The organism is Rothia sp. HMSC068F09 (genome assembly GCF_001812775.1).
GTDB classification, from domain to species: Bacteria; Actinomycetota; Actinomycetes; order Actinomycetales; family Micrococcaceae; genus Rothia; species Rothia mucilaginosa_A.
Genome location: NZ_KV810409.1, coordinates 70,880 through 84,665, shown reverse-complemented (window position 1 = coordinate 84,665; position 13,786 = coordinate 70,880). Strand labels below are relative to the sequence as shown.

Genomic DNA, 13,786 nt, shown 5'->3' with positions numbered 1-13,786 from the left:
CTAAGGGGTGAAAGTGCCCAATGTGGGTTTGGTGGAAGTGTTGCAGGCTATATAAGATAAAGTAACTATGCTCCTAGTGACAGTCATCACGAAGCAGTGCACTGGGACAGCATGACACACATGCCTTAATACCGACATCTACACAAGGAGGGGAACCGTCCCATGTTTAGGTACATCCTCCAGCGATCGCTGACGTATCTCGTCATGGTCTTTATTACGACCACGATGGGTTACTTCGCCGCGGTTACTGCCCTGAAGCCTGCTCTGCTGGAGCAGGAAAAGGTTCCGAAGCCCAGCCCCGAGCAGGTGAACCGCAACTTCGCATCCCTGGGTCTTGACCCCGAGATGAACCCCTGGGACCGTTACGTTCAGTGGCTGACCAATGTGGTCACCAAGTTCGACTGGGGTCGTAGCCCCAACGGCGCGTACATCAACCAGGAGTTCGGCCAGCGCGTGTGGGTTTCTACCCGCCTGCTGCTGGTGGCTACCATTCTCTCGATTGTGATTGGTATTGCCCTGGGTGTGTACTCGGCAGCTCGCCAGTACAAGTTCTCTGACCGTGTTATTACCGGTTACTCCTACCTGGTCTACATCATCCCCGCTCCCGTTGCTTACTTCGTGGTGCAGCAGGGCGCGACCACTATCAACAACATTGCTGTTGCTAATGGTGGAGAGAAGATTTTCTACGTGACCGGTATTTCGACCCCGGGCCTGACGGGCTTCTGGGAGATTACCATCGATATGGCCGCACACTACATCGTGCCGACCTTCTGTATGACCATCTTCGGTTGGGCTGGCTACCAGATTGCCCAGCGTCAGTACCTGCTCGATAACGTGAACGCAGACTTCGTGCGTACCGCTCGCGCTAAGGGCCTGACCCGTAACCAGGCTATTACCCGTCACGCTCTGCGCGTGTCCTTCATTCCCGTGGCGCAGTCCATCGCCTACCAGATTCCGCTGATCTTCGCGGGTGCATTCTTCGCCGAGAGCGTGTTCGCGTGGCCCGGTATTGGTAAGTGGTCGATTGACTCCATCTCCTCGCAGGATGTGAACGCTGCGACCGTGACCCTCGCGTACGGTTCTGCACTGTTCGCTGTAGGTGCGATTATCGCTGATATCGCGACCACCATCGTTGACCCCCGAGTGAGGATCTCATGAGCCAGGTAACTGCAACTTCCTCCGTGCCGGTGGTACAGGAGAACGGTGACTTCAAGGTCATCAACAAGAACGTCATTATTCTGCGCCGCTTCCTGCGTAACAAGGCGGCTGTCTTCGGCCTCGCGGTCTTCATCGGTATGGGTCTGTTCGGCCTGTTCGGTAAGTACCTGACTAAGTACAAGCCGAACGATATTGACTACATGGCTCTGGGTGAAGGCCCGAGTGCCGACCACTGGTTCGGTACCACCATTGCTGGTAACGACGTGTTCGCCATGATGGTGGAGGCCGTGTGGACCTCCCTCGAAATCGGTGTGATCGTTGGTCTGGCAACCGTGCTGATTTCCGCAGTGTACGGCTGTGTGATGGCCTACTTCGGTGGCTGGATCGATAAGATCATGCTCTTCATCCTGGAAACCCTCATCATGGTTCCCTCTCTGCTGATTCTGGCTATCCTGATCAACGGTCAGGTTGGTAAGCAGATTCAGAAGAGCGTGCCGACCTGGATTCTGCTCTCCGCCGTGCTGATTGCCTTCGGCTGGATGGGTAGCGCCCGTGTGATTCGTGCAATGGCACAGTCCCTCATCAGCCGCGACTTCGTGAAGGCTGCACGCTACATGGGTGTGCACCCCCTCAAGATTGTGATGCGCCACCTGGTTCCGAACATCGGCTCTCTGCTGGTTCTGAACTTCACCAGCGGCATTATGAATGCTGTGCTCTCCGAGGTCGCCTACTCCTTCATTGGCATCGGTATTAAGTACCCGAACTACTCGCTGGGTTCGCTGATTTCGGATGCTTCGCAGCAGATTAACACCCTGCCGCACATGTTCTGGTTCCCGGTTCTGTTCTTCTTCCTGCTGGTTGGCCCGCTGGCCCTCATGAACGACGGTCTGCGTGACGCCTTCGACCCGACCTCCATGTCGGTCGGTAAGATCAAGAAGTCTAAGAAGAACGAGAAGAAGGAGGCGAAGAACTAATGAGCACCTCTCCCGTTCTGAGCGTTAAGGACCTCAACGTCCGATTCAACACCGAAAACGGTGTCGTGCACGCCGTGCGCGGTGTGAACTTCGACCTGTACCCGGGTAAGACCCTGGGTATCGTGGGTGAGTCCGGTTCCGGTAAGTCGGTGGCTTCGATGGCCATCATGGGTCTGCACCCGACCACCGCGGACATCACCGGTTCGATTAAGTACAACGGCACCGAGCTGCTGGGCCTGAACGACAAGGAAATGTGTGCCTACCGCGGCAAGCACATCTCCATGATTTTCCAGGATCCGCTGTCCTCGCTGACCCCCGTGTACACCATTGGTGACCAGATTGCCGAGGTGCTCAAGGTCCACAACAAGGGCATGAGCAAGCAGGCCATCAAGGACCGCTCCATCGAGCTGATGCGCATGGTGGGTATTCCCTCGCCGGCCGATCGTCTGCGTTCCTTCCCGCACGAGTTCTCGGGCGGTATGCGCCAGCGCATCATGATCGCTATGGCGATTGCGAACGACCCCCGCGTGCTGATTGCTGACGAGCCCACCACCGCGCTGGATGTGACCATCCAGGCGCAGGTGCTGGAGGTCATGCAGAAGGCCCAGGAGGAGACCGGCGCGGCTACCATCATGATTACCCACGACCTGGGCGTCGTGGCGGGCATGGCTGACGACATCCTGGTGATGTACGCCGGTAAGCCGGTGGAGATTGCCAAGGCCGAGGACCTGTACAAGTACCCCTCGCACCCGTACACCATCGGTCTGCTGGGTGCGGTGCCTCGCGTGGACCGCTCCGAGAAGGTTTCGCTGGTTCCGATTGAGGGTACCCCGCCGAACCTGATTAAGCCCGTGACCTGCTGCTCCTTCCGTGAGCGTTGCCCGATTGCCAAGAGCGGCGGCCAGTGCTGCCAGGACTCCAACGGTGAGCCCGATCTGCAGCCGCTCGAGGGTGTGGGCGAGGGTCACTACTCCTCCTGCACCATCTCGCAGGATCTGGTGGGTAAGACCGCGGAGGAACTGTACCCGGTTCCCGAGCCTCCCGTATCCAGCTTCGACGGTATTCCGCGTGAGGAGCGCGCTCCCGTGCTGGAGGTGCGCAATGTCAAGAAGCACTTCCCGCTCATGAAGGGTGCTCTCATCAAGCGCCGCGTGGGTACCGTGAAGGCCGTGAACGGCGTGACCTTCGATATTCGCGAGGGCGAGTGCTTCTCTATCGTGGGTGAGTCCGGTTGTGGTAAGACCACCACCCTGCTGGAAATCATGGAGTTCAACAAGAACACCGACGGTGAGATTCTGATTAACGGCGTCTCCACCAAGGACGGCAAGTCCGCCGGTGAGATTCTTGCACTGCGTAAGAACCAGCAGATGGTGTTCCAGGACCCGACCGGTGCCCTGGACCCGCGCTTCACTGTCTTTGAGGTCTTGGCTGAGCCCCTGGAGAACCAGGGCATGAAGAAGTCCGAGATTAAGAAGCGCGTCGTCGAGCTGATGCGTACCGTGGGTCTGCAGCCCGACCACGTGAACCGCTTCCCGAACCAGTTCTCGGGCGGTCAGCGTCAGCGTATCGGTATCGCCCGTGCGCTGGCTGTGAACCCCAAGCTGGTGGTTCTGGATGAGCCGGTGTCGGCGCTGGATGTGTCGGTTCAGGCGGGTGTGATTAACCTGCTCGAGGAGCTGCGTGCCAACCTGGGCCTGAGCTACCTGATGGTGGCTCACGACCTCGCGGTGATTCGCCACGCCTCCGATCGCGTCGCGGTGATGTACCTGGGTCGCATCGTGGAGATTGGTGACGTCGACCGCGTGTTCGACAACCCGATTCACCCGTACACCCGTGCTCTGCTCTCGGCCATCCCGGTTCCCGATCCCGAGGTTGAGGCTAACCGCCACCGCATCATGCTGGAAGGCGATCTGCCCACCCCGGTGAACGCTCCGAAGGGTTGTGGCTTCTCGAGCCGTTGCCCGATCTTCAAGCTGCTGCCCGAGGATAAGAAGCAGCGTTGTCTGGAGGAGATGCCCGAGATTACTCACGTTGAGGGTGAGGATCACGGTTATGCTTGCTACTACCCTGAAGCCGAAGCGGCCATGGTATAGCTCTAGAGTCGGCTGAAAAGTCGCATGTGTGCCGAGGGGCGAGTATCCATTGGATGCTCGCCCCTCGGGTTTTCTGCTCTCCGCGGTGTTTTCGACCGAGGTAGCGGCCCGGGCTGTGCTTTCTTATGTGGTTCTCGGCACTGAGGATGCACTGATGTATAAGTTAATTTCCCCTCGACAAGGCGTAACCTTTCTCAATATTCAAGATATGAATATTTATGGGAGGGCATCTGAACGGAGGGTGGGTAATAATTAACCCTAGGGGCGCGTCGCTAGGGGCGCACCCGATGGAACACATTCATAGACCGGCACTAATTCATCGCTCACCGCACCTTTAGGTGGCGCATGAGCAGGGAATCCTTGATGCTTTCCTGCGGGATTATTGAGGGTCATACATATAAGAGGACACTCTCATGGAGAAGAATTTCATCCTGAATCGTCGTACCGTTCTCGGTGGCGCTGCAGCGCTGAGCGCTGTGGGCGTACTGGCAGCGTGCGGCTCGTCGAAGGACTCCAAGGCAACCACCCAGGGCGCAACCGCAGGTACCGATTCCAAGGAACTGTACGACCTTGCTGAGACCGCTGTTTCTGAGCTGAAGGATGGCGGCACTCTGCGCCTGTCCGTGACTTCGCTGGGCCCGGACTTCAACCTCCTGGGTACCGGTGTTACCGCCTACACCCAGGCTGCTCTGAGCCCCGTGTACTACAACGGCATTTGGCAGGCAGACCCCATGGGTAAGCGCACCCTGTCTCCCGAGTTTGCTAAGAGCTTCGACGTTTCCGAGGAGAACGGCGTGCCCGTGGTCTCCATCGAGCTGAACCCCGTGGCTAAGTTCAACGACGGTACCCCCATTGACTACAAGGCTCTACAGGCTACCTGGAACATCCTCAAGAGCACCGATGGCGACTACAAGATCGAGACCAGCGGTATCTACAGCAGCGTCGGTTCCGTGGAGCGCGACGGCGACGACTTCAAGGTGAAGGTCACCTTCGCTAAGCCGTACTACCCGGTTAACATCCTCTTCGGTGAGATTCTGCACCCGGCTCTGCTGGACAAGAACGTCTTCAACGAGGGCTTCGTGGATAACCCGCACCCCGAGTACGCTGCCGGCCCCTTCACCATTGCTGAGGGCGGCTGGAACTCCTCCGAGAAGACCCTGACCCTGACCCGCAACGAGAAGTGGTGGGGCGAGAAGCCCATTCTGGAGCGCATCGTCTTCCGTCAGATGGATTCCGCTGCTGAGCGTGCAGCGTTCAAGAACGATGAGATTGACGCTGCCCCCGCTACGGCTGCTGCAAGCTACAAGGAGCTGAAGGAAGTTGCTAACACCGAGATGCGTCGCGGTGTTCGCCTCTTCTCCGGCGGTATGATCATGAACCCCGCTCGCATGCAGGACGTTGCTCTGCGCCGTGCGGTTATGGCAGGCCTGAAGCGCGAAGCTATTTCCAAGGTGCGTTTCCAGGGTCTGGATTACGAAGAGAAGCAGCCTGGCTCGATGATCCACATGCCCTTCTCCGAGTACTACCGGGACGTTTACCCGACCCCGAACAACGATGCAGCTGCTGCTTCCAAGATTCTGGAAGAGGCTGGCTACACCAAGAACGGCGATTACTACGAGAAGGGCGGCAAGCAGGCTACCTTCAAGTACTCCGTCTTCGGTGATGACCCCACCTCTAAGGCTGTGGCTCAGACCATCGTGCAGCAGCTGAAGGATGCCGGTATTAACGTTGAGCTCGACGCTCGCGCTGCTAGCGAGTTCGGCAAGGCAATGCAGGCTAAGGATTACGACGCTACCGCATCGGGCTACGGTCTGACCGATCCGGACGCTACCCAGGCTACCCAGCAGTTCTACCTGCGCGAGAAGCCCGAGGAAGCCGGTACCGACGAGATCAACAAGCTGATCGAGAAGATGAAGCTCATTGCTGACGACAAGGAACGTAACCTGGCTTGCGACGAGATTGAGAAGAAGCACATGGCCGAGGTTGCTGTGATGGTTCCGCTGTTCAACGGCCCCGAGTACAAGTTCGTGAAGAAGGGCCTGCGCAACTACGGCGTGTCCCTGTACCAGGGCAACGGCATTCACTGGGAGAAGGTTGGTTGGGCTAAGTAAGTCCTCACCCCTTCACCTACTAGGTGAATAGCCCAGAGCTATAGAAAGTGTCCACCCGGATGATCCGGGTGGACACTTTTGTGTTTTCCGAGGTTTTAGGGGTGCTTCTGTATACCGATACATAGAGGGGACGAGAGGAGCGGTGGTATAGCTATCCGGTAAAATCCGAAAATTTCGCATAAAAACGGGGTATTCATGGTATGAATATTCAAAAAACACGATAAATATTAAGAAATTTTGCGAAAATGCTTGGTTTTTGCTCCGAGGGTGCGCTACAGTGGGGCCATACAAAGTTATGCAGTACCCTGCATAAATAATCATTACTTCGGGAATATGGGGTATACCCGCCCGCTCACAACAGAAGGAAACCACTCCCATGACCACCAAGACCGCATACACTGCGAGCAGCCACGAAGCGACCAAGAGTAGCTTCAGCCGCCGCGCGCTCATTGGCGGCTCTGCGGCTCTGGGAGCTGTAGGCCTGCTCAGCGCCTGCGGCAACGGCAGTGCAAGCTCCGAAAAGACCAAGGCAGCTGGCGCCGGTGCCAACATTGAAGACCTGTACAACATCAACGCTCAGGACGTAAACAGCCTCAAGAAGGGCGGCACTCTGCGCCTGCCCGCCGGTGCCATCGGCCCGAACTTCAACTTCCACACCCAGAGCGGTAACACCACCGATAACGTCAACGTTATGAGCACCATTAGCCAGGCGGGCCTGTGGAACCTCGACTTTGACGGTACCTACAAGCTGAACACCGACTTCGCTGTCTCCTTCGAGCACAGCAAGAAGGACGACAAGATTCAGGTTGCCATCAAGCTCAACCCCAAGGCTGTCTTCACTGATGGCACCCCCATCACCTACAAGGCGCTCCAGTCCACTTGGAACGTCTTCAAGAGCCTGGATAACGGTTACAACATTGTTGCCCCCGGTATCTACGAATTCGTTGAATCCGTCGAAAAGGGTGAAGATGACTACAGTGCGACCGTCACCTTCTCTAAGCCCTACTACCCGCTGCAGAGTCTCTTCTCCGTGATTCTGCACCCCGCGCTGGAGGATGTTGAGCTCTTCAATAACGGCTTTGTGGATGCGCCCCACCCCGAGTACTGGGCGGGCCCCTTCACTCTGGCAGACAAGGGTTGGGACTCCACTGCGAAGACCTTCAGTGTCGTGCCCAACGAGAAGTGGTGGGGCACCAAGCCCCTGCTGGACAAGATCGTCTTTACTCAGATGGAGTCCAGCGCTTCGCGTGCAGCCTTTAAGAATGACGAGATTGACGCTATTGGTGCGAACACCTCCTCTATTTACGCCGAGGTGAAGAATGTGGCAGGTACCGAACTGCGTAAGGGTACCCGCCTCTATGCCGGTGGTCTGGATATTAACCCCCGCCGCGTGAAGGATGCCGCCCTGCGTAAGGCAATCTTTGCCGGCACCAACCGTGAATCGCTTGCGAAGATTCAGTTCCAGGGCCTGCCCTACGAGGAAACCATCCCCGGTTCGATGATTCACATGCCCTTCTCGCCCTACTACCAGGACTCCTACCCGACCCCGAATAATAGTGTTTCGGAGGCGCAGAAGATTCTGGAAGCTGCCGGCTACACCAAGAACGGCGACTACTACGAGAAGGGCGGCACGAAGGCCGGCTGCGCCGTGGTGGTTTTCGGCGATGATCCGACCACCAAGGGTAAGGCTCAGACCTTCACTCAGCAGATGAAGGACGTCGGTATCGAGATCCGCATCGACCAGCACGCTGATAGCGAGTTCGCCACCGTTCTGGGTAACTGGGACTACGATATTTCCTTCAGTGGCTACTCGGTCTCTAGCCCGGATGCCACCGAAGGTACCAAGCAGTTCTACTACTCCGAGAACAACGAAGGTATCGGCAGCAAGGAAATCGATGCCCTCATCGACGCCATGACCCTCATTGAGGATGACAAGGAACGTAACCTTGCCTGTAACGAGATTGAGAAGAAGCACATGGCTGAGTTCGCCTTCCTGGGTACCATTACGAACGGTCCTGACTTTGTGATGGTCAAGAAGACCCTGGCTAACTACGGTCCGAGCCTCTACAAGACTACGGACTGGACCGCCGTGGGTTGGATGAACTCCTAACGGCTTCTGCCTATAAGCGGGTCGAATGTGTATGCGCACATTCGACCCGCTTTGTTGTGCCTGCGGGGCTTTTCTGGAGGCGGGGGAGGGGCGTCTGGTCTCTAAGGTGCGGGCCTAAAAAAATTAAGAAATATATATCGTGTTGTGCACCTGCGGCGAGGTGTGTGGTGTACACTACTAAAAATAATAAATGTGGCTTAAGACATAGTTGTAGGTCACATTCTTTTGTATGGCTTCACCTGCCCGCCCCATCACCGCAGATAGCAGGCGCTCCCGCAGACGGAAACCCCGCCTCCAGAGCACGCGAGCCACCCACTCTACACTGCAAACACTGCATCAGTGCAGTCCACACCCACAAGGAGCCCATCATGAGCCCCCAGCCCACCCCCTCCCTCTCCGGATTCAACCCCATCATGAGCCGCCGCGTACTGTTCGGCGGCGCAACCGCCGTCGCCGCAGCCGGCGTACTGAGCGCTTGTGGCTCCTCGTCCCCCAAGACCGAGCACAAGGCAAGCGAAACCCCGTTCTATGAAATCAACGAGCAGGATGCCTCGAAGCTCAAGCAGGGCGGTACCCTGAACCTGAGCACCTACTCCCTTGGTCCGGACTTCAACCGCTTCTCCCAGAATGGCTCGAGCACCTCCGTCTCCGAAACCATGGGCATTATCGCCGGTGCCGGCATCTGGCGCAGTACCTTCAAGGGTGAAGACGAGCTCGACCCCAACTACTGCCTCGGCTTCGAAGCTAAGGAAGTAGACGGCAAGATCACCGCAGAGGTGCGTCTGAACCCCAAGGCAGTCTTCAACGACGGAACCCCCATCGACATCGACGCCCTCAAGGCAACCTGGCAGATCCAGCGTGACCCCGAGGGTGAATACAAGATTGGTGCAGCAGGTATCTACGAATTCATCGAAAGCGTTGAAGCAATCGACGGCGACCGCTACCACGCACGCGTTGTCCTCAAGACCGCACACAACCCCGTCAAGGGTCTGCTCTTCGGCGGAATCCTGCACCCGGCAATGCTCGACGTCACCCTCTTCAACGAAGGCTTCGTGGACAACCCCCACCCCGAGCTCGGTTGCGGCCCCTTCACCCTGGCACCCAACGGCTGGAACTCCTCCGAGAAGACCTTCACTGCTGTGCCCAACGACAAGTGGTGGGGTGAGAAGCCCAAGCTGGACCGCATCGTCGTGCGTGAAATGGCAGACGCCGCAGCACGCGCCGCCTACAAGAACGGCGAACTGGACGTCGTGGAATCACGTACCCTCAGCGCCTACAACGAGATGAAGGACGTTGCGAACTCTGAAATCCGCCGCGGTCGCCGCCTCTTCGCCGGTGGTATGAACCTGAACGCACAGCACATCACCGATGTTGCTGTCCGTAAGGCAATCTTCCTGGGTATCGACCGTGGTGCTCTGGCAAAGATTCGCTTCCAGGGTCTGCCCTACGAAGAAGAAGTTCCCGGCTCGATGCTTCTGTTGGGTTCCTCCCAGTACTACCGCGACAACTACCCGGCACGTAACCCGGAGGAAGCACGCAAGGTCCTGGAGAAGGCAGGCTACACCAAGTCTGGCGACTTCTACGCGAAGGACGGCAAGACCATCACCCTGAAGCTGACCACCTTTGGTGATGATGCCACCACCAAGGGTCAGGCACAGACTTTCATTCAGAGCATGAAGGAAGTCGGCATTAACTTCGAGCTCGATTCGCGTGCACAGTCCGAATTCTCGAAGGTTGTTGGTAACCGCGAGTACGACGTGAGCATTTCGGGCTTTGGCGTGAGCTCCGAGCCGACCAGTGCTGCCGAGTACTTCTACCACTCCAAGAACTGGAACGGCGTCGGCACCCCCGAAATTGACGCTATGGTCGACGAGATGGTCACCATCCTCGATGACGCTAAGCGCGCCGAGAAGTGCAACGAAATTGAGAAGAAGCACATGAGTGAGGTCTGCCTCTTCATCCCCTTCCTCAACGGCCCGGACTTCAAGGCATGCCGCCCGAAGCTCGCTAACTACGGTGCATTCCTCTTCAAGACCACCGACTGGTCTACCGTCGGCTGGATGGCATAAGCCGCAGTTTTGAGCTCCCCGCTCCTATACGTTTTCGCAGTGTCGTATAGAGGCGGGGAGCTTTTTCTTTTGAGTCCTATTTGCCCTTCGGAGTGCTGAAATGGTGGCTTTAGTTCGTAATAATTCTCAGAGAGGCATCGCCGACGCGCTCGCATGCTGATCGGGCATAATATTTTATTTTTTAGTTTTTATGCATGTGTTCCTTGTAATGGCGCGGGTTGAAGATACCGTATACACCATTTTTATACACTGTACGGTTTGCGTGGAGGTTGTAATGTGGTCTGCGCCGCTTCTTTTGGGGGTATACTGTGTTTCAATCACAAACAATGTGGGGGCTCTCACAGGGATTGATGGCAGGGGCTTTGCTGTCACTGCGCACAAGGGCACACAACATCGTGCGCCACAGGATGTAAACCCGAGCCCTCCGGCACAAGGAGAACACATGACTCACCTGCGTATTAACCGCCGTACCTTGCTCACCGGCACTGTTGCCCTGGGCACCGTCGGCCTGCTGGCTGCATGCGGTGGCGGTTCGGATAAGAAGATTAGCGGTAAGGCTGCTTCGAGCACCGAGGAAATCGTCAAGAACATCGAAATCAACAAGCAGGACCGCTCCTCTCTCAAGCAGGGTGGCGAGTTCCGCGGTAGCGTCTCCGCAATCGGTCCGAACTTCAACATCCTGACCCAGAGCGGCTACACCACCGAAAACCTGACCGCATTCGGTGGCGCCTGCAACATCCCCTCCGCTATCGGCTTCACCTCTCTGAGCCCCGCTGGCGACTATAGTCTCAATGACGACTACGTCTCCGATTACAAGGCAGAGACCGTCGACGGCGTTCAGACCATTACCTTCAAGCTCAACTCTAAGGCTGTCTTCAACGACGGCACCCCCGTTGATATTGAGGCAATCCGCGCCGTATGGACCGTCTACCGCAACCCCGATGATGGCTACAACGTTATCGCCGCTCCCTTCTGGCAGCAGGTAGCATCCATCGACCCCGTGGATGGCGACAAGACCCGCGTCAAGATCGTCATGTCTAAGCCGATCTACCCCGCTGAAACCCTTGGCCTGCTCGGTCTGCACCCCGCACTGACCGACAAGGAGCTCTTCAACAATGGCTTCGTGAACAAGCCCATGGATCAGTACTGGTCTGGCCCCTTCAAGGTGGGCGAGTGGAACTCCTCCGGCAAGACCCTCACCCTGGTCGCTAACGACAAGTGGTGGGGCGAGAAGCCGCTGCTGGACCGCATTATCTGGCGCGAAATGGGTGACGAGGCAGAGCGTGCAGCGTTCAAGAATGGTGAGCTGGACAGCATCGGCTTTGCTGGTCTGGCAACCTACAACGCCGTCAAGGATCAGCCCGGTGTTCAGATTCGCTCTGGTCAGAGCGTTGGCGTGATTAATCTGCAGTTCAACCCGACCCGCGTGACCGACACCGCCCTGCGCCGTGCAGTCTTCGCTGCGGTTGACCGCTCCCAGCTGGCTAAGGTCAAGTTCGGCCAGATTAACTGGGAAGAGCCGCTGACCGGCTCCATGATTGCTATGCCCTTCCAGAAGGGTTACCAGGACGCTATGCCCACCAACCCCGGAGCCGAGGCTGCGGCAAAGATTCTGGAAGCGGCAGGCTACTCCAAGAACGGCGATTACTACGCTAAGGACGGCAAGACCGCTGGCTTCTCCATTACCTACTTCGGTTCGGATGCCACCTCCCTGGCTCAGTTCCAGAACCTCGAGCAGCAGCTCAAGGCAGCCGGTATCAAGCTCGAGCAGGACAACCAGCCGCAGTCCCAGTTCAACTCGGTGATGGGCTCCAAGCAGTACGACTGCGCCTTCTCCGGTTGGGGTATTGGCGCTGACCCCGCAGATAGCGTTCAGTACTTCTACACCAGCGAAATCAACGAGGGTGTGGGCGATCCCGAACTGGATAAGTTCATCGCATCCATTTACGAGAAGGAATCCCACGATGAGCAGCTGAAGATGGCTGCTGAGGCTGAGAAGTGGCACATGGAGAAGGTTGCTATTTACTTCCCCTACGGCAACGGCCCCAGCTACGCAGCTGTGAAGGAGAAGCTGGCTAACTACGGTCCTTCCCTCTTCGCAACCAGCTACACCGACCCCAAGCGCTGGGTCAATGTGGGTTGGCAGAACTAAAACCACAGGTTAATTTTCTGGATTCCTATTCGGTAGTTTCTGAATTTTTGGAGGCGCCGGCATAAGACTCCGGAAGGGTAAAGTCCCGCGGTATTCCGCCTCAACGGTGGGGTACCGTGGGACTCTTTTGTTTCTCGGGGGAAGGTCGGCCGAGATTGAGGGCAGAAAAGTTTCTGCTGAAATATTTCCTCGTAAAAGGTGAGGCGGGTCATGGAGTATGGGTTTTGTGTGTATACTAATCCCAATGCAAATGTGTGTTCCATCATAGATATGAGTCACGAGTATGCGGGGTGGGTTGTGTTCCCCCACCCTCAGATTGTCGAGATGGCACCACGTTTCAACACTCATCCCGGGCCGGGAGCGCACGGTACCTCACGTGCGCATCCCGGTCCTCAGACAAGGACAGATTATGACCACTTTCACCCTCAACCGCCGCGCCCTGCTCACCGGCACCGTCGCCTTGGGCACCGTAGGCCTGCTCGCAGCCTGCGGCGGCAACTCCTCCAAGACCGAAACCAACGCGCTCTCCGCGGGCGACGACCTCTCCAAGGCAGTCTCCTACAACGAGAAGGACCGCTCCGCCCTCAAGGACGGCGGCGAGCTACGCCTGAGCGCTGACGGCATCGGCCCGAACTTCAACATCCTCAACACCAACGGCTACACCGCCGGTAACCTAAACATTCAGGCAGCCATCAACTCCGCATTCACCGGCGGCTTCTACGCCGACTTCCGCGGCGAGTCGCACATGAACGAGGACTACGTCACCGAGTACAAGGCGCAGACCGTTGACGGCGTGCAGACCGTGACCTTCAAGATTAACCCCAAGGCAGCCTTCAACGACGGTACCCCCATCGACGTGAACGCCGTCAAGAGCTACCAGACCATCTACACCGCCGCGGCATCCGGTTCGGACTACCAGATCACCCCCTCGCCCATCTGGGAGCAGGTCGCAAGCGTCGAGGCAGTGGACGGCGATACCCGCCACGTGAAGGTCACCATGTCCAAGCCCTGGTACCCCATCGAAGGCAGCTTCACCTCCTTCCTGCACCCGGTATTCACCGAGGTTAAGTTCTTCAACGACGGCATGAACGACAAGCCCCTCGACCAGTACTGGGCAGG

Annotated in this window: 7 protein-coding genes and 1 pseudogene; all 8 read left to right on the top strand. The window is 57.3% G+C overall.

Annotation, left to right across the window (positions count from 1 at the left end):
• Window positions 1-162: 162 nt before the first annotated feature.
• Window positions 163-1,158 carry an ABC transporter permease gene (locus HMPREF2874_RS00325; RefSeq protein ID WP_070648347.1) on the top strand — a complete coding sequence of 332 codons (996 nt, stop codon included), beginning with the start codon at window positions 163-165 and terminating at the stop codon, window positions 1,156-1,158.
• Window positions 1,155-2,132, top strand: coding sequence for an ABC transporter permease (locus HMPREF2874_RS00320; RefSeq protein ID WP_070648345.1), 978 nt, complete (start codon window positions 1,155-1,157; stop codon window positions 2,130-2,132). Before HMPREF2874_RS00325 ends, HMPREF2874_RS00320 begins: the two co-directional genes overlap by 4 nt.
• Complete coding sequence (locus tag HMPREF2874_RS00315; protein WP_070648343.1) at window positions 2,132-4,225, top strand: ABC transporter ATP-binding protein; 2,094 nt, start codon at window positions 2,132-2,134, stop codon at window positions 4,223-4,225. Before HMPREF2874_RS00320 ends, HMPREF2874_RS00315 begins: the two co-directional genes overlap by 1 nt.
• 413 nt (window positions 4,226-4,638) lie before the next feature.
• The gene (locus HMPREF2874_RS00310) at window positions 4,639-6,336 is read left to right on the top strand and encodes an ABC transporter family substrate-binding protein (protein ID WP_070648342.1); all 1,698 of its coding nucleotides are present in this window, start codon (window positions 4,639-4,641) and stop codon (window positions 6,334-6,336) included.
• A gap of 376 nt (window positions 6,337-6,712) precedes the next feature.
• Window positions 6,713-8,446 (top strand): ABC transporter family substrate-binding protein, encoded by a 1,734-nt coding sequence (locus tag HMPREF2874_RS00305; RefSeq protein WP_070648339.1) that lies wholly within the window; start codon window positions 6,713-6,715, stop codon window positions 8,444-8,446.
• 368 nt (window positions 8,447-8,814) lie between these two features.
• Entirely contained in the window at window positions 8,815-10,515 is a 1,701-nt protein-coding gene (locus HMPREF2874_RS00300; RefSeq protein ID WP_070648338.1) for an ABC transporter family substrate-binding protein, read from the top strand.
• Between the two features lie 442 nt (window positions 10,516-10,957).
• Complete coding sequence (locus tag HMPREF2874_RS00295) at window positions 10,958-12,667, top strand: ABC transporter family substrate-binding protein (RefSeq protein WP_070648336.1); 1,710 nt, start codon at window positions 10,958-10,960, stop codon at window positions 12,665-12,667.
• Between the two features lie 409 nt (window positions 12,668-13,076).
• Window positions 13,077-13,786 (top strand): annotated as a pseudogene (locus HMPREF2874_RS09430) (ABC transporter family substrate-binding protein); the annotation flags it as partial.